This is a genomic window from Clostridium sp. AF34-13, from assembly GCF_003477845.1.
Classification (GTDB): domain Bacteria; phylum Bacillota; class Clostridia; order Lachnospirales; family Lachnospiraceae; genus Butyribacter; species Butyribacter intestini.
The window spans coordinates 180,939-202,127 of record NZ_QUEB01000001.1 but is presented as its reverse complement, the minus strand read 5'-3'; the positions used below and the strand labels follow the sequence as shown (position 1 = coordinate 202,127).

Here is a 21,189-nt window from a genome sequence, read left to right as displayed (position 1 = left end):
AATTTCCCTTTCGATTTTTGGTAACTGTCCACACATATATGACTGCCTATCTTTGCTGTAAAAATTCATATTTATAATATATACCAAAGTGTCATTATCAGTAAATAAGAATAACACTTATACATACAAATATAAAAAGAAGAACCTTTTCAAACAATACAAACCGGTATCTTAAAATATAAGATTTTGCATCATCTATCCTATCCTGTGAATCTATCTGCGTTTTGCCCCTGAGATTATCGCTGTCTAGAAGTTTCATTCCCATTATCAATGTATAATATACATCATATTCTTCACGGCACTCCTCACAGTTCTCAATATGACTTATAAACTGTTCCATTTCTTTTATGTCCATGTTATCATTTATAAAATCAATGATACCGGACTGCACCTGTTTACAGTCCATCTTCTTTTTTCTATCTGTCCTGAACCCATGTAATGTGACTTCCATCGTTATCCTTTCTTACAATTATCTTTGATGGTATCTGCTCTTTAAGTTCTGATACATGCGAGATTACTCCGACCAGCCTGCTGCTGCCTGCAATGTCTAAAAGTATCTTTACTGCTTTGTCCCTCACATCATCACTCAGCGAGCCAAATCCCTCATCAATAAACATTGTATCAATCTGCGTTTTGCCTGAATTATTCTGCACAATATCTGACATTCCGAGTGCCATTGCAAGCGAAGCCATAAATGTCTCACCTCCCGACAAAGAGTGGGCATCTCTTACCTTTCCGGTAACCGGACTGTAAACATCAAGCTCAAGTCCTGTCTCACCTGCCGTAGTAAGCGAAATATCTCTGCACTTTAATAAAAATCCGTTTGATGTCATAACCGCAAGTCTTTTGTTTGCGTAAGAAATTACCATATTAAAATATTGTCTGAGCACAAAAGTCTGGAAATGAATTTTTTTACTGTTCGCCACATTATTAAGAGAAGATATTATTTTATATTTTTCATTGAGTTTTCCTCTCTGTTCCATAAGTTTTGAAACTTTATCTCTCACTGAATTGTTCGTACCAAGCTTTGAGACCGTAATCTCATTTTCATTTGCAAGCCTTTCTGCTTCGATTTCCATTTCTGCTTTTTGCTGTAACATAACATCTGTGTCAATCTCTTTTTCGCCGTCAAGCATATCATCAAGGACACTGATAAGCGAACTGACTTTGCTCACTTCTTCTTTGTATTCCTGTATCTGTCTGTCGAATATCTCAATACTTTCTATATGAACAAGACTTTCATTGTATGCTTCTTCGTTTTCAAATTCTTTTTCTTTAAGCACTTTAATAAAATCGTCATACTCAGTTTCAAGATTTTTCCTGTCTGTTTCGAGCTGATTTTTGTTCTCTTTTATCGTACCATTAAGATTACTTTTTGTTCTGTCGGATTTTAAAATATTTTCATCAAGTTCCTTTTTTCTTTTCTCCAGAACTTCTATTTTATTTCTGATATTTTCAAGTTCTTTTAAGGCGGTATCCGAACTTTCATAGGAGAGTTCTTTTTTTAACATCTCCATTTCTGCACTTAAACTTCCAACGCTCACAGACTGTTTATTCAACATTTCTGCGTTATCAGATATATTTTCTTCCATTTCCTTAAGCTTTGCTTCTGTTTCTTTTTCAGCTTTCTCACGCTTTAGCTTTTCTTCCTTTTTGCTATATAAATCTTCTATCGTCTGCTCGTTTTCTGTCAAAGACTTTTTAATTTCTTTTATTTTTGTTTTTACATTCTCCTCCAGCTTGTCAGTTTTATTTTCACCGAAACTTGTATATTCCTTGTCTTTTATATTTTCCTGTTGTCTTATATTCTCATGCTCTTTTATATCAGTATCAGTTTTATCTTTTATACTAGCATTGTAGCCCTTTTTATCTTTTAAAGAAGTATCCGCTTTATCTCCTAAATAATAACAAATCTCATAATACCTCTTTACCTCGGCAAAAGCCACATCTTTTTTTCGCTTATTATCTTCAAATATTTTCTGTGAATTATTTTTTTCTTTTTCACATTCATTTTCTTTTGACTTTGCTCCGTCAAGTTCTTCTTTCGTGACCGTATCTTTTGTCATCGCCGCAGGGTGTGTATGATTAATCGAACCACAGACCGGACAAGGCATACCGTCTTTTAGTCCCGCCGCAAGTATTGCAGCCTGAGCCGCCACATATCTGTCACTTGTGTTCTCATATATTTTTCTGGCTTCTTTCCATACCAGATATTTATCCGCATATTCTTTTTCTGCACTATCCAGTCTGCTGTTTTCTTTTTTATATGAAGATATCGCTTTTTTTAATGCTTCAAATTCTTTAAGATTTCTCTTTTCATTCTCATCTGCCGATATATATTTTTGCAATTCCAGTTCAATATCTTTAAGCTGCAAAAGTATTTTTTTATTTTCTTCACTTTTTATGAGAGCTGCTTTTTTTTCATCATTTAATAAATCTGATTTTTCTTTTAATTCTTTTAACTTTTTTTCTTCTAAAATATATAACTTATTTTTTTCATCATATACTTTGTATTTTTCCATCTCATTTTCAAGCCTGTTTTTTTCTTTTAACAGCTTTTCATTGTCAGTTAAATAACTCTTTTCAAAACTTTCCTTTTCTGATAAAAGTTTTTTATGGCTCTGCTCTAACAAAACAAACTTTGACTTATTCTGTTCTAACTGTTTCTCTCTTAATTCTATTGTATTTTTTGTTTTAATATAAACTGACTGCACCTGCCTTACTTCGCCTGCCGCCTTTGCCTTTTTTAATATCACAGCTTTATTATCATATGTTTCTTTTTGCTCCATCAGAGACTCATACCGCAAAACTGCTTCTTTTCTCTGTCCAAACTTACTATTTATCTTATCTGCATCCGATATTCTCTTTACAAGCTTTACAATGTCAGCATTTTTTTTATCAATTATCTTTTTTTCTTCATTTTTCTTTATCTCAAGTTCTTTTATCTCTTGTTCAAGCACATCAAGCAGAAGCCCCGGTTCTGTATCTCTCTTTTCAAAGGCTTCTCTCCACGCATCAGTATTCCCGTTTTCCTCACTTACATAAGCTGTATTAAAATTTTCCTCCAGCAAAAGATTGTTATCTTTTATCTGTGCATATATCTTTTTAAATCTGTCGTTTATTACTCTCTCAATCTTCTCATATATATCCATAGAAAAAATACTTTTAAATATCTCTTTTCTGTTCTTTGTATTTTCCATTATAAGCTCACGAAACTGTCCCTGTGCAATCATCACTATCTTTCCAAACTGCTTATAGTCAAGTCCAACTATACTCTGGATTTTTTCATCTGTCTCCTTATTCTTTCCATTAAAGACTTCTCCATCAGGCAGAGTAAGAACCACATCAGATGTAACACCGCTTTTTCTAAAATTGGTAGTTCTTTTTACGACATAGACACCTTTATTTTCCCCATGTGTATATTCAAATGTAAACTCCACAAATGTTTTCTGCTTGTCCTTAGCATACTCACTTCTCATCATTTTTGTTTCTCTGTCACCACCACCCATCTTATTGTAGAGAGCATACATTATTCCATCAAAAATAGTAGTCTTACCTGAACCCGTATCACCCGATACAAGAAAAAGACCTCCTTTTATTTTTGAAAAGTCAATAATCTCCTCTCCTCCGTAAGAGCCAAATGCTGACATAACAAGTTTTAATGGTTTCATTTACTCTTCCCCCACTTCACTAAGTATTTCCCTGAATAGTTCACTCTCTGCATCATTCATTTTTCTGTCCGTAAGCTGTTCAAAAAAAGTATCAAACGCATCATATGGTGACATTTCTTTTAATTCACCTACATCCTCAAGCATTATCTTTCTTGTCTCGGAATTATCAACGACCACTTCTAATATGTAGTCAAAATACGCACCCAGTTTTTCCTTTACATCAGGAATTATTTCTTCATCCCTCAAAGTAATGCTCACATAATCATTTTTAAGTTCTTCATCAGCCGAAGCTATTATATCATCAAAATATCCCGTAAGTTTCTTTACATCTCTTATCTGTGTCAGCGGAAGTTTTGTTATCTCAATCTCTTTATTTTTTTCTTCCATATCCACCATTACAATGTTCTTATTATGATTTCTCTCACTCACTGAAAATTTAATCGGTGTTCCACTGTATCTGTTTTTCTCACAGCCCACAAACTGTCCGCCGTGAATATGTCCGAGTGCTGCATACTCAAAATCATCAAATGCCGATACATCGACAGCATCAAGTCCGCCCACTATAGCCGGAGTCTGCTCCGACTCACAAAGTTCAGGCTCTTTGTGACCTGACACAAAAAACTGATGTGCAAGAATAATATTCCTCTCATTTTTATCTATGTCTGTATTTTCAACAAGCTTTTTTATTATTGCGTCTTCCCCTGCTGCCGCCTCCTCAGGCATTGAATTTTTAAACAGTGCAGGCTTCAAAAACGGCAGCATATAGATATTTACATTTCCATATTCATCCGCAAATGTAACTTTTTCTATCTTTTCATTTTCCCCGGTCTGAGGAACCGTTGATATATATATATCATGCTTTTTAAGAAAATCTTTTCCAAAACTCAGCCTTTTTGCATTATCATGATTTCCTGAAATAATAAAAACCTTTCTTCCGGAAAGTTTATTTAAAAGTTCATCAAGCAGCGTCATTGCATCTGCTGATGGCACTGACCTGTCGTAAACATCACCTGCAATAAGAACCGCATCGGGATTGTATTTATCGCAGTAATCTCCAAGCTGCTCTATAAAATTTCTGTGTTCCTCCGTAAGGTCATAACCATACAGAAGTTTACCAAAATGTAAATCCGAAATATGAAAAAATCTCATTTTACTCCTCATTTCTATCACATATCTTAGGCGTTTGCGAAACTCTCATAAAACTTGATTAAATTGTGCAGATATAACATATAATTAGTTTCACAAATGCCTATATCACATATCTATTCATTATCTGTCCCCTGCACTTCTTCTATCACACAGGTATGATGCTTTTTGTCTTTTCCCTCCGCATCATAGCTTATCCCTACAAGAAGTATTTTGTCGCTATAGCCTGACAATGCACCATGGTATCTGTTTTCTTTTATCTGTTTAATTGCCGTGTCTGCCGATTTATTATATTTTAATTCTACTACCATTGCCGGTCTGACCCCCGCATTTGCTCTAGGAATAAACACAAAATCTGCAAATCCTTTTCCGGCAGGCATTTCACGGACAATATTATAATACCCCGGTGCTGTAAAATATGCCATTGTAAGAACACAGCTAAGCGAATTTTCATCATTGTACTTTAATACTGATGTGTAAGCATCATGAGCAAGCTCTATAAGTTCGGCAACTCTTTCTGCATTTCCATCTATAGTTTCAAAAAGCAGTTCATCGCAAGTTGAAATCGCTTTTGCAATCTCTTTCCACCCACCTGTTTGCAATGCAAGTTCAAATGCAGTTGCCACTTCATAGTTTGGCACATATGCACTCTTTCTGTCCGCATCATATCCAAGATAACCCAAATGTATCAATGCCGTTAAAGCATCATCCTTTGATGCAATAGTTGAAAAATCATTTTGAAATGTATTTGGATTTACCATGACTTTTCCACCTGCAAGCATCTTCATAATATCATCCTTTAGTCCTGCATAATTCATCGTTATAAATGTATTTATTGATGCAAATGAAGATGTATTTCTCCAGTATGAATCAAAATCATTTCTCTCTATTGCCATAGAAACAGAGTTTGGATTATACATATGAATACCGTCAATCAAATATCCGTTGTACCATGCTTTCATACTGTCAAAATCCATATCAAACCGCTTGCATAATCCTGTAACCTCATCTTCCGTAAAACCATAATATTTTGTGATCGGACTTGATTTTAACATTGTATATTCACTGAAATTATTTAAAGCTGACTCATCTTTAATCTTTTTTATCGGTAAAATTCCCGTAATATATGCCAATGCGAGAAAAGATTTTGACTCCTCCGATTTAAACAGCGAGTGTAAAAACTGTAAATACTCGTGTACCAACTCTTTGTCATCGCTGTTTCTGATAACGCAATCCCACTCATCAATTATTATCACAAACTGAATTTCTGTTATCTCATAAATCTCCTGTATCAGCAAATATAAATCTTCATTATAATCTAATGTATCGCCATATTCTTTCTTAAAATCCTTACATATTCTCTTTTTAATTGTGTCCGCCAAATCTTCTTTATGAAAATCCCAGACTGATGAAATATCTAAATGGATAACATTATATTTGTTCATGTATTTCCTATAGTATGCACTATCCGCAATTGCTGTGTCATCAAAAAGATTTGACGAATCACAGCCAAGACTATAATACGCATCTATCATTCCAGCCGCATGAGATTTGCCGAACCGTCTTGCATGACTTACAGCAACGCATCTGCCACTCGTCCCCAGCAGACCGTTAAGATATTCCAAAAGTCCTGTTTTATCCACATATATCCTGCTGTTTTTGTCACCTGTAAAGCTCCCATTCTTTGGATTAAAATATACACCCATTATATATCACCTCATAATTTCCGTTATGTTATTTTATATGATATTTAATCAAAAGATATTTTTTCCAAAAAATAATGTTATGGATTTTTATCTGCTTTTGACTATTACATCATATATGAAAACAGTTTGCTGTCTGCCTTTAACCCTTGCATCTTTTATTCCAAGTATAACACATATCACAAAACCTTAAAAGAACAAAGTCGGTTAAAAAAGACCCTGCACAGCATTTCCACCATGCAAGGTCTTTTATATATATTTTGATTTTACTTCCAGCTCAGTTTAATCTGTAAATAATGATGTTGAATAATATCTGTCACCACTGTCCGGTAATAATACTACAATATTCTTTCCTTTGTTTTCTGCTCTTTTAGCATACTCGATTGCTGCTGCAATTGCTGCTCCTGATGAGATACCTACGAGGATACCTTCCTCTTTTGCAATCGTCTTGCTATATTTAAATGCATCATCATCCTTTATAGGCAAAACTTCGTTATAGACTTCTGTGCTAAGTGTCTTTGGAACAAATCCTGCACCTATTCCCTGAATCTTATGTGCTCCTGCATGTCCCTGTGAAAGTACAGGTGATGCTTCAGGCTCAACTGCTATAACTTCAATTTCAGAATTTTTAGCTTTTAGATACTGACCTACTCCGGTAAGAGTTCCACCTGTTCCCACACCTGCTACAAATGCATCTACTTTTCCATCCGTGTCATTCCAGATTTCAGGACCTGTTGTCTTTTTGTGTGCAGCAGGGTTTGCAGGGTTCTCAAACTGTCCCGGTATAAAGCTGTTTTCTATCTCTTTTGCAAGTTCCTCCGCCTTTGCAATAGCACCTTTCATTCCCTTTGTTCCGTCTGTAAGTACAAGTTCAGCACCATATGCCTTTATAATATTTCTACGCTCGATACTCATTGTCTCCGGAAGTACAATGATGATTCTGTATCCCTTTGCTGCTGCGATTGCTGCAAGTCCGATACCCGTATTTCCCGATGTCGGCTCAATGATAGTTGAACCCTCTTTTAAAAGACCTTTTTCCTCTGCGTCTTCTATCATCTCTTTTGCTATTCTGTCCTTAACGCTTCCTGACGGATTAAAATACTCAAGTTTTGCAAGAATTTTTGCTTCAAGATTAAATGCCTTTTCAATATGTGTGAGTTCTACAAGCGGTGTGTTTCCGATAAGTCCAAGTGCACCTTTATATATATTTGCCATAATAATAATCCTCCTGTTTATGTTATATCTATATTCTAACACTTAATGAATCGTCTGAATATAACTTTTATTTTACTTTACAATGTTTTTTATTTACTGAACTGCCTTAAATGCTTCATCAAGATCTTCGATAATATCGTCAATGTTCTCTGTTCCGATTGAAAGTCTTATAGTATTTGGCTTGATACCCTGGTCTGCAAGTTCCTCTTCGTTAAGCTCTGCATGGGTTGTTGATGCAGGGTGGATAACAAGTGATTTAACATCTGCTACATTTGCAAGGAGTGAGAAAAGTTCAAGGTTATCGATAAATTCTTTTGCTTTGTCTGCATCTCCCTTAATCTCAAATGTAAAGATAGAGCCACCGCCATTAGGAAAATATTTTTTATGAAGACGCTGCTGCTCAGGGTCTTTGGATACTGACGGATGATGAATAGCCTCTACAAGTGGCTGTTTCTTAAGGTAATCTATTACTTTAAGTGCATTCTCTATGTGTCTCTCCACACGAAGTGACAATGTCTCAAGCCCCTGAAGGAATATCCATGAATGTATAGGCGAGATAGTAGCTCCTGTATCACGAAGAAGGATAGCTCTGATTCTTGTAACAAAAGCTGCCGGACCTGCTGCATCAGCAAAACTTATTCCATGATAACTTGGGTTTGGCTCTGTAAGCTGTGGAAATTTACCTGATGCTTTCCAGTCAAACTTTCCTCCGTCAATAATAACACCACCGATAGTCGTTCCGTGACCACCGATAAACTTAGTAGCTGAATGAACTACAATGTCTGCTCCATACTCGATAGGACGAAGAAGGTACGGTGTTGCAAATGTGCTGTCGATAACAAGTGGAATCTTGTGTGCATGTGCTATCTTGGCAATTGCTTCTATATCTGTGACTTCTGAATTTGGATTTCCAAGAGCCTCTATGTAAAGAGCTTTTGTATTGTCCTTTATAGCAGCTTCAAAAGCTGATGGATCAAGCGGATCAACGAATGTTGTCTCAATATTGTAATCTACAAGTGTATGTGCAAGAAGGTTGTATGTTCCTCCGTAGATATTCTTTGCTGCAACAATATGGTCTCCTGCAAGTGCAAGGTTCTGAATAGTGTATGTAACTGCTGCCGCACCCGAACCAACTGCAAGTGCTGCAACACCACCTTCAAGTGCTGCTATTCTTTTCTCGAAAACATCCTCTGTAGGATTTGTAAGTCTTCCATAAATATTACCTGCATCCTTAAGACCAAATCTGTCAGCGGCATGCTGTGAATTGTGGAATACATAAGATGATGTCTGGTAAATAGGAACTGCTCTTGCATCTGTAACTGCATCTGCTGTTTCCTGACCAACATGTAACTGTAATGTTTCAAATTTAAAATTTCTATCTGCTCTTGATTTCTTACTCATATATCTGTCCTCCATATATCAATTCTATTCTTTGTTTGTGTCTGTATTCTTTATTTCCAATCAATAAGTATCTTTCACTCTCAGCTTTTGACTCTCAGCTTGACTTTCAGCAAAAAAATATCTTTGCTCTCAGCTTTTAGTTCTTTCATCACTTTCGCTCGGTCTTTTTTAATATATATCAGCGGCAACAGTAATCATGCCACCATTTAAAGCTGCACATTCGACTGTCTTTCATTGTGTAGTCAACTAAAAATCGTCTGTTTATCATTTAACTCCCTCCATACTCTACTTGTCATATATTTCATATTACCTTGGTATGATTTGCTGACAAAAATTATAATACTCTCTTATTCCTACTTTGTCAATAGGAAATATATATTTTTTTTACTAATGTAAGAAATGCAAGGCTGAACTGTTACACTAATATCTAGTTATCCATCCGCCGGCAGCTATCACATCCCCATCATAAAATACAATAGCCTGTCCCGGTGTGACTGCCCTCTGCTTCTCATCAAACACACATTTTAATCTTCCGTCTTTCTCTGGGTAAACAATACATGGCGAACCCTGGTGTGCATATCGTATCTTTCCGATAAACCTCGTCGGCTCTGTTATGTTCTCAACCGACATATAGTTTATGTTTTCGACATATACCGTATCTGAAAATACACTCTTTCCGTCACCTAAAACTATCTCTCTCGTGTCAGGACATATTTTATTTATATAATAAGGCTGTGTAGATGGAAGTCCAAGTCCTTTTCTCTGCCCTATGGTATAGTGTTCTATTCCCTTGTGGACTCCGAGAACATTTCCGTTTTCATCCACAAAATTTCCGGGAACTGTCTTTTTTCCTGTCTCTCTCTCAATAAAACCTGCATAATCATGGTCAGGTACAAAGCATATATCCTGACTGTCACTCTTGTGTGCGACTTCAAGACCTATTTTTTCTGCAATCTCTCTTATCTGGTCTTTATTATATTCACCAACCGGCATAAGCGTTCTTCTAAGCTGCTCCTGACTGAGATTAAAAAGCACATATGTCTGGTCTTTCTTCTTTGTCGCAGACATTTTGATGGTATATCTGCCATTGTCAAGTTTCACTATTCTTGCATAGTGGCCTGTAGCAATATAATCAGCACCTATCTCCATCGAACGCTGTAAAAGTGACTGCCATTTAACATACTTGTTGCAGGCTATACAAGGATTAGGCGTATGTCCCTTTTTATATTCATCAACAAAATAATCTATAACATATTTCTGGAAATCATCCCTGAAATTCATTACATAATAAGGTATGTCAAGCTGTGCAGCCACACGCCTTGCATCCTCCACTGCTGACATTCCGCAGCAGCCTCCCTCATGCTCAACTGTACAGGCATCTTCCTGCTGCCATATCTGCATCGTAACTCCGATAACATCATATCCCTGTTCTTTCAATAAATAAGCCGCAACCGATGAGTCAACACCGCCCGACATTCCAACAACAACTTTCTTCTTCATATATCCAAAACCTTTCTTAAAACTCATTCAGTCAGACAGATATTCACAATCCACTCTGCTCATTTCACAATTTCCACAAAACAATAATAGCCGTACCATAAAAGATAAATGTACCTTTTCATCATACACTATCTTTTACAATACGACCACTACTTTTAGTCAGCAACTCTCTAGTATTCTTCCTCAGGAGCTTCCTCTTTTTCACTTATATCATTTACAGGCTTTTCAAGTCCTTCAATCTTAATACCATTCTTCTCTGCATAATCCCAGAGTGCTGCATGTATAGCTTCCTCTGCAAGAAGTGAACAATGAACCTTAACAGGTGGAAGTCCGTCAAGTGCTTCCATAACAGCTTTATTTGTAACCTGTAAAGCCTCCTGAACTGTCTTTCCTTTTACAAGCTCAGTTGCCATACTGCTTGTTGCAACTGCCGCACCACATCCAAATGTCTTAAACTTTACATCTTGTATAATTCCATTATCATCAATATCAAGGTACATTCTCATAATGTCACCGCATTTTGCGTTACCAACTGTACCTACACCGCTTGCATCTTCTATCTCTCCGACATTTCTTGGATTGTTGAAATGATCCATAACTTTTTCACTGTACATAGTAAGCCTCCATTCTGTGTTTTTATCTATTTATTATTCTTTACAAAATCCTCATAAAGAGGCGACATACTTCTAAGTCTCTCGATAATTCCCTTAAGTTTGTCTACCGTAAAGTCAACTTCTTCCATTGTGTTTTTCTCTGATAAAGTAAGTCTCAATGAACCATGTGCTATCTCGTGCGGAAGTCCGATGGCAAGTAAAACATGTGAAGGATCAAGTGAACCTGATGTACATGCTGAACCGCTCGAACCACAGACACCGTTCTGGTCAAGTAAAATGAGCATCGACTCGCCCTCGATAAACCTGAAGCATACATTTACATTGTTTGGAAGTCTTTTAACTTTATCACCATTTAATTTAGCATAAGGGATTTCTTCCATAACTCTGCTTATAAGATGGTCTCTGAGCTTTGTCTCATATTCCATTCTCTCTTTCATATTGTCTCTTGCAAGCTCAACAGCTTTTCCTATTCCGACAATACCCGGAACATTGTGAGTACCTGCTCTTCTCTGTCTCTCCTGTGCTCCGCCGTGAACAAATGAACCGATTTTTACACCTTTTCTGATATACATGATACCGATTCCCTTAGGTCCGTTTATTTTGTGACCGCTTGCACTGAGCATATCTATATTCATCTCATCAACATTCATAGGAATATGACCGAATGCCTGAACCGCATCAGTATGGAACAATACACCATGATCTTTAGCAATCTTTCCTATCTCAGCTATAGGCTCTATCGTACCAATCTCATTATTTGCTGTCATGATTGAAACAAGTATCGTGTCAGGTCTTATCGCTTTTTCAACATCAGCAGGATTTACAAAGCCGTTCTCATCTACATCAAGATAAGTAACTTCAAATCCTTTTTTCTCAAGATATTCACAAGTGTGCAAAATAGCATGATGCTCTATCTTTGAAGTGATAATATGCTTGCCTTTGTTTGCGTAAGCATCGGCAGTTGCCTTTAATGCCCAGTTATCAGATTCACTTCCACCGCCGGTAAAATAAATCTCTTCCGTTCTTGCACCAAGAAAGTCTGCAATAGTCTTTCTTGCATCCTCAACAGCTTTCTTACTGTTTCCTGCAAAACTATATATACTTGATGGATTTCCATAAAACTCAGTAAAATATGGTTTCATAGCATCAAACACTTCAGGATATACCTGCGTGGTAGCCGCATTGTCCATATAAATACATTTACTCATATTTGTCCACTCCTTTGTCTATATAATAAATTTTATTTTCTAACGAAAACTCTTATCAACAAGGATTATTATAACATTGCTTTTTTCAATGTCAACATGATAATTACCGTATATATGCAATCTTATTGAAAACATTTATCAATAAACCTTTTTGACAGATTGAGTAGAAAAAAAACTTGAACATCAAAGTATAAACTCCAATGTACAAGTTTTAAACTCTCAATATGTAAATGCACCAGGAGGGATTTGAACCCTCACGAAGTCACCCCCGACGGATTTTGAGTCCGTTGCGTCTGCCGTTCCGCCACTAGTGCATATTGTGCTGTCACAACATTTGCTATCATATCATTAAACATCCGAAATGTCAACAATATTTTTTCTTTTTTCAACTCATCCCCGAATGATTTTATTGAAAAGAAACTGCCACATAATCACAATCAAAAATGCGGCAGATTATTTTCAATAGGAATATTAATAATTATGTAGATATATTAACCAATAACTTTCTTAACAGCCTCTAAAACTCTATCTGCCTGGAATGGCTTAACAATAAAGTCTTTAGCTCCATTCTGAATAGCTTCAATAACCATTGCCTGCTGTCCCATTGCTGAACACATGATAACATTTGCTCCGGCATCAGCTTCTTTAATCTTCTTTAAAGCCTGAATACCATCCATCTCCGGCATAGTAATATCAAGTGTAACTAAATCAGGCTTTAATTCTGTATATTTCTGGATAGCGACAACACCATTTTCAGCCTCACCGACTACATTGTAACCACCTTTTGTTAAAATATCCTTTACCATCATGCGCATAAATGCGGCATCGTCAACAACTAAAATATTATTTCCCATGGTCATTCTCCCTTGCATAAATTAATAACAGATCTTATTTTATAACATAATCTGCCCAAAACTAACTTTTCTTTTGTCAGTCCTATAGACTACAATCTTGATAAGATTATATATCTTTTAATTCTTTGTGTCAAGTAAAATGGATTATCTAAAAGCATTTACTTTAAAAATACTTATGACTTCCCCATAAATTACTTCTTTTAAGATCAAGATATTCACTATATGCTTTTTCCAGTATCTGCTTTTCATTTGAAAATTTGAGCATATGATATGCTTCATGATACTTATAATATCCTGAGTCTACAAAATATTCCTCCTTCTGAGGTTTACTGTGATAACTGTCTGCCATCATAAGATACCAGTGTACATCTTTTACTACTGTGTCATTTGGTGTGTTAAAGGTATATTGGCTCTTGCCAACATATTTGATAATACTGGCAGCCACATTCGTTTCTTCTTTCACTTCCCTTAAAGCAGTTTCCTTATATTCCTCGCCTGCTTCGACTGTCCCCTTTGGAAGAACCCAGCCATCATAACGATGTTTATAATTCTTGTAGAGCAATAAGATTTTTCCTCTAAAAATCACCACGCCGCCACAGCTCGTTGCTTCAATCATTGCAATTCCTCCTTGGTGTGCGTGTACATATTGTGTATATTATACCCTTTTTAACATACTTTTGCAACAAATTTTCAAAATCCCACAATTTATAACTAATTCCCCAGATACTCACTAAACATCGCTTTTGCTATTGGCACTGCATACCTGTTTCCTGTTCCTGCTGCCTCGACCACTATACTCACCGCTATCTTAGGCTTATCTGCCGGTGCAAATCCCACAAACCATGCATGCGAGTTTCCCTTTGAGTTAAATTCAGCAGATCCTGTCTTTCCGGCAGCCTTATAAGAAAATCCGTTAAGTGCAGTTCCTGTTCCCTCACTGACAACGGCTTTCATCAGTTTCTTTACCGTTCCTGCTGTTTTTTTGTCTATTATATTTCCTATTTTTTTAGGTGAATAGCTTTTAACCGTCTTTCCGGCATCATTTTCCGTATGATCGACTATATACGGTGTCATCATTTTTCCATCATTTGCTATCGTACTGCTTATAAGTACATTCTCAAGAGGTGTTATTCCCGTCTTTCCCTGACCTATAGATGTCTGCATTACCTCATATTTATCTGACTTTCTGTTAAGTACAAAACTGCTTTTCTTATAATCAAAGTTTACTGAAAGACTCTTGTTAAAATTAAATTTTTCGCATAATTCCCTGAATTTATCCACATTAAGTTTTAAGCCTATATCTGCGAATGAACAGTTACATGATTTTGCAAATGCCCGTCTTAAATCTACTTCCCCGTGTCTTTCCCCGGCATAACACCTTATCCTGTTACCATAAAATGAATCTGAGCCTTTACACACATATCTGTATTTTTTATAGCTGTCCTGATTTTCAAGAATATATTCAGTTGCAGTCATTATCTTAAATGTAGAGCCCGGAGGATATAACCCTTGAGTTGCCCTGTTTAGTAATGCCGACTCCGTACTGTTCCCGGATATTAGTTTACTCCAGTCCTTAGAAACATTGTTTGGGTCATAGTCGGGTTTTGAAACCATAGCAAGAATCTTTCCTGTTGACGGTTCCATCGCAACGACTGCTCCCTTATAACTTCCAAGTGCATTATACGCCGTTTTCTGAAGTTTGTAGTCAAGTGTGGTTATAACATTATCCCCAGGCTTTTTTTCTCCCTTGAAATCTGAAAAAAGCTGTTCGGCTGGATTTGCATGGGAAGTAAGCAGCGGATAACACTGACTTAATTCCACTCCCGTCATACTGTTTGTAATTCTTCCGACGGCATGGCAGAACATATTTTTATATGGATAATATCTTGTATCATTTCCATGTTTGTCTGTTATCGTCTTTGCAAGTACCTTTCCGTCAGCAGATACTATATCGCCACGCTTTACTTTTTTGGCAAGTACCTCCTGCCTTTTATTATATGAATTATTTATTATATCCGCACTGTCACGCACCATAAATCTTGTAATATACAAAACCATTGCAAGAAATAGTGCAACAAAGCAATAGGTTACTACCAATATCTGACGGTTTCCCATTTTTCTTTCTCTGTTTTGAACATCCTGTTGACGCATATCAGAGTCATGTCCGCTCCCCCATGCCCCCCTGATGCTTCGTCCTATTCTTACGCTTCTGCCGGCTCTCTTTAAATCCGTGTTCCGATTTTTCCCTGAATTTTTTTCTCTGCTCCTGTCATTATGACTCCGCCTCATCATCATCCCCCCTTTTATTGTTTATAACATATAATCCCTGTATTATAGCAAACAATATCAGTGTACTTGTGACTGAACTTCCTCCGTAACTTACAAGCGGCAGGGTAACTCCGGTAGATGGAATAAACTTTGTAACTCCGCCTATTGTAAGAAATACCTGAAACATATATTCAACACTTAAGCCGAGTGCAGTAAGCTTATAAAATCTATTTTCTATCTTCAAAGAAATATTTATAAACATTATAAAGCAGCTTATCTCCACAAGTATAATGCATATACCAAAAAAAACTCCCATCTCCTCGCATATAGCAGAAAAGATAAAATCTGTTTTTGAAACGGGTATCTTTTCCGGTGTACCCTCGCAAAATCCCATTCCAAACCATCCGCCGGTACCTATCGCAAATAATGACTGTGTTACCTGGTAACCTTTATTTGCAACATCGCTCCAGGGGTCTTTCCATGCTGAAACTCTTACCCTTACATGGTAAAACAGCTTGTACGCAAGAACTGCTCCTGCTGCCAATGCCCCTGTTCCAAGAACAAGATAACTCTCTTTTCTTGTCGATACATATAATATAACAAGATAAGTTATATAAAATATGAGTGCACCGCCTAAATCTTTTTCTGCTATGAGTATAAGCACATGAATTGCCGCTGGTATAGAGACTTTTACTACATCTGCAAAATTTCTCACTCTCGACAAAAAAGCTGCCGCAAAAAATACAAATATTATTTTCACAAATTCTGACGGCTGAAGTGCAAAACTTCCGATTATTATCCAGTTTCTTGCCCCATATTTTTCCTTTCCTATCACAAACACAAGTGACAGCATTGCTATACCTATCAGGGCATATACAACTCCAAATTTGTCGAAATAAGGAAATTTTTCTATAATAAATGGTATAAACAAAGCCACAACCCCTATAGCCGCAACAAATATCATCTGTCTGATTATGTCCACCATGCTGAGTCTTTCTATCATTATGAAACCGATAGTCAGAAGCATCATCATATTATTTAAAACAAGCTTTGACATTCCCTTATACACAAAAGGATAAGCCTTGCACATAAATACCAGCATTAAAAACTGGCACACATAAAATATCAATATATTTTTGTCAAGACTGTTTAAGAACAATACAAATGTTGCTATAAAATGTATTGCAAACATCATTTTCTGCTGCCTTGCATAAACTCTTTGTTCTCTCTCTTTATTTCTCCCGATAAAAACCATAAAACAATGCCATGTATATATTGCAAACAATATAATTATTATATATTTTGATGTTTCAACAAGTATAGAATGAAGTACACCGATAATGTTCATGTCACCAAACAGATTTATCAGCTTTTCTGCTGCCTGTTGTTTATTCATTAAATCCCCCCAGTTATTCTACGCCATTTGTAATATGACCTTCATCATATATGCCGTTGTATTTTCCTGAAAGCACAGTCTTTACCTCTTCTATGCTTTCAAATGTAAAATCATATCTGAACTTTGATATGCCTTTATCTTTAAGCTTGTCTTCATATTCTTTAAGATACAATGGTGTCTTTTGATATATTATATTATAACAATATTTACAATAATTTATTGCCATAAACTCTCTCGATTTTCTGTCTGTAAGAATAATTTTTTCATTTATTCCTTTTTTCTCTGAAAAAGCACATTTTTTTGTGTTATATCTGACACACTGTGCAGATACCATAAGAGGAATATGTGTATATAATATAAACTCACATCCGGCTTTTTTGGCAATGCCGTCCATCTCATACTCCGTCAGTTCAAACGGCATCGTAAATTTAGTTATGCCGTTTTCTTTCCAAAAATCATATGCACTTTTGTTCATGACATACATCTGTGCATCACACACAATTTTTTCAGAAGAAATCATACATTTTTCCGTCAGAAATGTGTATTCCTCAAAGTTTTTGATTACAAATCCGTCACATTTTTCAAGATATGAACTATCTTTCCCTGTTAAGACTGCACTTTCCCTTTCCCAGACATTCTTTCTGAATATCTGCGGCATCACTATAAATGCTTTCTTTTTGTTTTTGTGTATCTCATCTATGGCATGATTTATCTCATTATCGTCTAAAATTTCCGTGCGAAGATAAATCTTTGTGATATTTTTATCTTTAAAATCTAAAACGGCTGACAACTGTTCCATGTTCATGACAGATACAATATACTCCGTCGTTTTGCCCAGCTCTTTTTCAGACTCTCCAGTTAAATATTCTTTAACTTTCTCTCCCTCATCACATGGCATGACACTTCTCCTATGTTTTTCTAAAATCTTTTTTTTAAGACCGTCAAGTGCCTCACGACGCATTTTTTTCAACATTCCTACCGGAATAAAAAGACCATCATCCATTGTCACATCAAGTGTTGAAAACTCAAATTCCGTATTGCCTGTCTGCATAATACTCTTTTTTACACTCTTTTCATCTGCCGGATTTTTAAGTGCATTCTGACACACATCACCGCTCACGGAATACACTACATCTTTAAGTATCACCTGCAATACGGCATTTTCACCTGTATGTGCTTCAAATTTTCCTGTTATTATGACCTTTTTTTCTTTATCTATATATTTTTCTCTTATATCGTCAAGAAGAACTGCTTTTTTTGTTCTGTAAACTTCATCACCGGCAAAAATACGGCTGCCTTTTTTAAATCTCGCTTCAACCTGCATACCTGCTTTTAAATGAGTTCCTACCGTATATTCATACTCCTGTCTCATATTTTTATCGCAGAACTCCACAACATCCTGCGGATATATATCTTTACCAAGTTTGTATCTGAGCGAACCTTTCCCCACAGAAATGACCTTTCCCACTAATACTCCGCCATGTTTTGGTCTTTTTGCCGATAACATCACCCCGCTGTCATATTTTTTCTTTTCAAGCGGAACACCGCTTCTTCCTTCAAGATACCCCTGGGTAAATCCACCTCTATTATAAATCTCTTTGAGATGGCAAATGTCATTTTCAAATTCAGCTCTATTTGTTTTAATGTAATCTCTATATCCGTCTTTCCCAAGTTCAACATAAAGGTCTGTATATTTTCTGAACATTGCCGTAACAAATGCAGTATATTCCGGTCGTTTCATCCTGCCCTCTATTTTAAAGGAGTCAATGCCGCACTCTATCATTTCTGCTATATAAGGAAGATTTGAAAGCTCCATCGGACTTAACACATACTCACCAATGCCACACTTTTTGCCGTCAACAAGATACTGCTGTCTGCAAGGCTGGGCACATCTTCCCCTGTTTCCGCTTCTGCCGCCTAACATACTGCTAAAAAGACACTGACCTGAATAGCAGTAACAAAGTGCTCCGTGAACAAACACTTCCATTTCAAGAGATGTGTCTTTTCTCATCTGAACAAGTTCTTCCATAGAAAGTTCCCTCGCAGGAACCATCCTCGTAACACCATATTTTTTTAACAGTTTGTCCGAGACTCCCATCGTAAGTGTCATCTGTGTACTTGCATGGATTTCAATATCAGGAAACCATTCATGTATATTTTTTAAAACTCCTATATCCTGTACTATCACGGCATCAAGCCCTGCTTCATAATATGGTTTCAAAAACGGATAGAGTTCATCCATTTCCCTGTCCTTTAACAATGTATTGACCGTCATATATATCTTAACTCCGTGTAAGTGACAATATTCTATGGCACTTAACATTTCATCTTTTTCGGGGTTGTCGGCATATGCCCTCGCACCAAATCTGCTGCCACCGATATATATAGCATCACACCCGGCTGCTACTGCCGCCTTAAGGCTCTCCATAGAACCTGCCGGTGCAAGTATCTCCGGAACTTTTATCTTATCTTTCAAATCCACATCCTCCATAAATATCTTATATACCTTTTATTTTGTGTAAAGCAATGGGGACTGAATACAGTCCCCATTATTTATTATCTGTGTTTATTTCTTCCTAACTCCGTTTCAAGCCTAATAACCTGATCCTTAGCTGCCTGTCTTTCTTCTGCCAGTTTTTTAATCTGCTCATTCGCTTTGTCAAGCTCCGACTGCATTGTGAGCATTTCATGTTTTATATCAAATATTTCTTTTTCCATTTCTTCATTTTCTTTTTTTATATCATTTGAATCCTTTAATGCTTTATAATATTCATCTGACAGATTTATCGCAAGAAGAATATTTTTCATCTCAGTATCAAGTCGTAAATATCCATCCTGTTCTTTGAACTCAGCGATCTTATCATTAATATGATTTGCAATTTTCTGAAGATACTCACTGCTTTCATAACCACTGAGTGTATATTGTTTTCCATTTATTATAACTTCAACATCATTTTTCGTATTCATCTGCCACTCTTTCTCCTTTAACCGTAAGTTACCCTAAAACAGTAATACCATTTGTCCATGTATGTGTATCAGTCATATATCTGCATGGTAGTATGTATGCTGTATGCTATCTTATTCTTCTTCGTTTGAAGAACCTGACTGTCTTTGTCTTTCTGCCGTTTCGCCGCCCTGCTCACTCTCATGTACATCTGACTGATTCTGATCTACTACAAGCTCCGCCTTATTAGTTCTTACTGTATCAAGATATTCTTTAAGAGACTTCTCAAGTACTTTTGAATTGTTTATAGTATTTGTGTATGCAGCCTGTATAGTTTTTTCTGCCATCGTAAGAAGATCTGATGTATAATAAATAGCTCCACTTCCTATTTCCTCTGCCTGCTTTCTCGCATCATTGAGGATTTCCTGTGCTCTTTGATTGGCTTCGTTTACCGTTTTTTCTGCCTGCTGGTATGCCTGCTGCATGATGTTATGTTCCTCTACAAGTGCCTTGTATTGCTCTTTTGCATCTGCAAGCATTGCCTGTGCCTTTGTATTTGCATCATCTAAAATAGCATCTCTCTGATTTAATATTTTTCTATATCTTTTTATCTCTGCCGGAATATCTCTGCGAAGATCGTCAAGCAGGTCATAAAGTTCATCTTTTGGAACTATAACCCTTGTAGCTGATAATCTCTGCATCTTACAACTTTCAACAAATGAATAAATATCCTCTATTTTCTGTTCAATCCTGCTCTCTCTGCTTTCCTGCATTTTAATTCCCCCGTCTTTTATCTTAATTTAGGTATTTAAGTGCTTCTTCTGGTACAAACCCACTTATGTCGGCATTATATCTCATCAGTTCCTTTACTGCACTTGAACTGACATATGAATATTCCGGCGATGTCGCAAGAAATATCGTATCTGCACTCTCATTTAATTTATAATTTGCCTGTGCAAGTGGAAGTTCATACTCAAAATCATTGGATGTTCTCAGACCTCTCACTATCACATCCGCATCACATCGGTCAACAAAATCCACTAAAAGCCCGTCAAAAGCTTCAACTTCAACATTTTTTAAATCTTTTGTTACCTCTTTTAAAAGTCTCACTCTCTCCTCAACGGTAAGCAGCGGCTTTTTTGAACTGTTTATAAGAACTCCAAGTATCAGCCTGTCAAACATCTTTGAAGCTCTCTTTATCAAATCTAAATGTCCTGATGTTACCGGGTCAAAACTCCCCGGAAATACTGCTGTTTTCATATCTTCCCT

The 21,189-nt window shown here is 36.4% G+C and carries 17 protein-coding genes and 1 tRNA gene; all 18 read right to left on the bottom strand.

What is annotated here, in order from left to right; all coding sequences use genetic code 11:
• Nucleotides 1-97: 97 nt before the first annotated feature.
• Nucleotides 98-451: a zf-HC2 domain-containing protein gene (locus DWZ63_RS00765; RefSeq protein ID WP_118498235.1), complete on the bottom strand. Its 354-nt coding sequence runs from the start codon at nt 449-451 to the stop codon at nt 98-100.
• Nucleotides 417-3,671 (bottom strand): SbcC/MukB-like Walker B domain-containing protein, encoded by a 3,255-nt coding sequence (locus DWZ63_RS00760; RefSeq protein WP_118498233.1) that lies wholly within the window; start codon nt 3,669-3,671, stop codon nt 417-419. The genes DWZ63_RS00765 and DWZ63_RS00760 overlap by 35 nt, the downstream gene beginning before the upstream one ends.
• Complete coding sequence (locus DWZ63_RS00755) at nt 3,672-4,820, bottom strand: exonuclease SbcCD subunit D (RefSeq protein WP_182431403.1); 1,149 nt, start codon at nt 4,818-4,820, stop codon at nt 3,672-3,674.
• Nucleotides 4,821-4,933: 113 nt separating this feature from the next.
• A complete protein-coding gene (locus tag DWZ63_RS00750; RefSeq protein WP_118498230.1) occupies nt 4,934-6,523 on the bottom strand; it encodes an AAA family ATPase in 1,590 nt (529 codons plus the stop codon).
• Between the two features lie 279 nt (nt 6,524-6,802).
• Nucleotides 6,803-7,735 carry a cysteine synthase A gene (gene cysK / locus DWZ63_RS00745; protein ID WP_055943764.1) on the bottom strand — a complete coding sequence of 311 codons (933 nt, stop codon included), beginning with the start codon at nt 7,733-7,735 and terminating at the stop codon, nt 6,803-6,805.
• 93 nt (nt 7,736-7,828) lie between these two features.
• Nucleotides 7,829-9,136, bottom strand: a complete 1,308-nt coding sequence (locus DWZ63_RS00740) for an O-acetylhomoserine aminocarboxypropyltransferase/cysteine synthase family protein (protein WP_118498228.1) — start codon at nt 9,134-9,136, stop codon at nt 7,829-7,831.
• A 420-nt stretch (nt 9,137-9,556) separates the two neighbouring features.
• Nucleotides 9,557-10,636, bottom strand: coding sequence for a tRNA 2-thiouridine(34) synthase MnmA (mnmA, locus tag DWZ63_RS00735; RefSeq protein ID WP_055945586.1), 1,080 nt, complete (start codon nt 10,634-10,636; stop codon nt 9,557-9,559).
• Nucleotides 10,637-10,806: 170 nt separating this feature from the next.
• Nucleotides 10,807-11,250: a Fe-S cluster assembly scaffold protein NifU gene (nifU, locus tag DWZ63_RS00730; protein WP_022013524.1), complete on the bottom strand. Its 444-nt coding sequence runs from the start codon at nt 11,248-11,250 to the stop codon at nt 10,807-10,809.
• Nucleotides 11,251-11,276: 26 nt separating this feature from the next.
• The gene (nifS, locus tag DWZ63_RS00725; RefSeq protein WP_022013523.1) at nt 11,277-12,458 is read right to left on the bottom strand and encodes a cysteine desulfurase NifS; all 1,182 of its coding nucleotides are present in this window, start codon (nt 12,456-12,458) and stop codon (nt 11,277-11,279) included.
• 231 nt (nt 12,459-12,689) lie between these two features.
• A tRNA-Leu gene (locus DWZ63_RS00720) sits at nt 12,690-12,772 on the bottom strand.
• A gap of 177 nt (nt 12,773-12,949) precedes the next feature.
• Entirely contained in the window at nt 12,950-13,312 is a 363-nt protein-coding gene (locus tag DWZ63_RS00715; protein WP_022013522.1) for a response regulator, read from the bottom strand.
• 163 nt (nt 13,313-13,475) lie between these two features.
• A complete protein-coding gene (locus tag DWZ63_RS00710; RefSeq protein WP_022013521.1) occupies nt 13,476-13,928 on the bottom strand; it encodes an NUDIX domain-containing protein in 453 nt (150 codons plus the stop codon).
• 95 nt (nt 13,929-14,023) lie between these two features.
• Nucleotides 14,024-15,604 (bottom strand): penicillin-binding transpeptidase domain-containing protein, encoded by a 1,581-nt coding sequence (locus DWZ63_RS00705; protein ID WP_243020435.1) that lies wholly within the window; start codon nt 15,602-15,604, stop codon nt 14,024-14,026.
• A complete protein-coding gene (locus DWZ63_RS00700) occupies nt 15,585-16,976 on the bottom strand; it encodes an FtsW/RodA/SpoVE family cell cycle protein (protein ID WP_243020434.1) in 1,392 nt (463 codons plus the stop codon). Before DWZ63_RS00700 ends, DWZ63_RS00705 begins: the two co-directional genes overlap by 20 nt.
• Before the next feature lie 13 nt (nt 16,977-16,989).
• Nucleotides 16,990-19,452, bottom strand: coding sequence for a U32 family peptidase (locus tag DWZ63_RS00695; protein WP_182431402.1), 2,463 nt, complete (start codon nt 19,450-19,452; stop codon nt 16,990-16,992).
• A gap of 80 nt (nt 19,453-19,532) precedes the next feature.
• A complete protein-coding gene (locus DWZ63_RS00690) occupies nt 19,533-19,943 on the bottom strand; it encodes a cell division protein ZapA (RefSeq protein ID WP_022013517.1) in 411 nt (136 codons plus the stop codon).
• A gap of 111 nt (nt 19,944-20,054) precedes the next feature.
• Complete coding sequence (locus DWZ63_RS00685) at nt 20,055-20,693, bottom strand: hypothetical protein (protein ID WP_022013516.1); 639 nt, start codon at nt 20,691-20,693, stop codon at nt 20,055-20,057.
• Nucleotides 20,694-20,715: 22 nt separating this feature from the next.
• Nucleotides 20,716-21,180: a pantetheine-phosphate adenylyltransferase gene (gene coaD / locus DWZ63_RS00680; RefSeq protein ID WP_022013515.1), complete on the bottom strand. Its 465-nt coding sequence runs from the start codon at nt 21,178-21,180 to the stop codon at nt 20,716-20,718.
• Nucleotides 21,181-21,189: the final 9 nt, after the last annotated feature.

Excerpts from the sequence above, each read along its gene's own strand:
- DWZ63_RS00765 (WP_118498235.1), bottom strand. The coding sequence starts at position 451 with ATGGAAGTCACATTACATGGGTTCAGGACAGATAGAAAAAAGAAGATG.
- DWZ63_RS00760 (WP_118498233.1), bottom strand. The coding sequence starts at position 3,671 with ATGAAACCATTAAAACTTGTTATGTCAGCATTTGGCTCTTACGGAGGA.
- DWZ63_RS00755 (WP_182431403.1), bottom strand. The coding sequence starts at position 4,820 with ATGAGATTTTTTCATATTTCGGATTTACATTTTGGTAAACTTCTGTAT.
- DWZ63_RS00750 (WP_118498230.1), bottom strand. The coding sequence starts at position 6,523 with ATGGGTGTATATTTTAATCCAAAGAATGGGAGCTTTACAGGTGACAAA.
- cysK (WP_055943764.1), bottom strand. The coding sequence starts at position 7,735 with ATGGCAAATATATATAAAGGTGCACTTGGACTTATCGGAAACACACCG.
- DWZ63_RS00740 (WP_118498228.1), bottom strand. The coding sequence starts at position 9,136 with ATGAGTAAGAAATCAAGAGCAGATAGAAATTTTAAATTTGAAACATTA.
- mnmA (WP_055945586.1), bottom strand. The coding sequence starts at position 10,636 with ATGAAGAAGAAAGTTGTTGTTGGAATGTCGGGCGGTGTTGACTCATCG.
- nifU (WP_022013524.1), bottom strand. The coding sequence starts at position 11,250 with ATGTACAGTGAAAAAGTTATGGATCATTTCAACAATCCAAGAAATGTC.
- nifS (WP_022013523.1), bottom strand. The coding sequence starts at position 12,458 with ATGAGTAAATGTATTTATATGGACAATGCGGCTACCACGCAGGTATAT.
- DWZ63_RS00715 (WP_022013522.1), bottom strand. The coding sequence starts at position 13,312 with ATGGGAAATAATATTTTAGTTGTTGACGATGCCGCATTTATGCGCATG.
- DWZ63_RS00710 (WP_022013521.1), bottom strand. The coding sequence starts at position 13,928 with ATGATTGAAGCAACGAGCTGTGGCGGCGTGGTGATTTTTAGAGGAAAA.
- DWZ63_RS00705 (WP_243020435.1), bottom strand. The coding sequence starts at position 15,604 with ATGATGAGGCGGAGTCATAATGACAGGAGCAGAGAAAAAAATTCAGGG.
- DWZ63_RS00700 (WP_243020434.1), bottom strand. The coding sequence starts at position 16,976 with ATGAATAAACAACAGGCAGCAGAAAAGCTGATAAATCTGTTTGGTGAC.
- DWZ63_RS00690 (WP_022013517.1), bottom strand. The coding sequence starts at position 19,943 with ATGAATACGAAAAATGATGTTGAAGTTATAATAAATGGAAAACAATAT.
- DWZ63_RS00685 (WP_022013516.1), bottom strand. The coding sequence starts at position 20,693 with ATGCAGGAAAGCAGAGAGAGCAGGATTGAACAGAAAATAGAGGATATT.
- coaD (WP_022013515.1), bottom strand. The coding sequence starts at position 21,180 with ATGAAAACAGCAGTATTTCCGGGGAGTTTTGACCCGGTAACATCAGGA.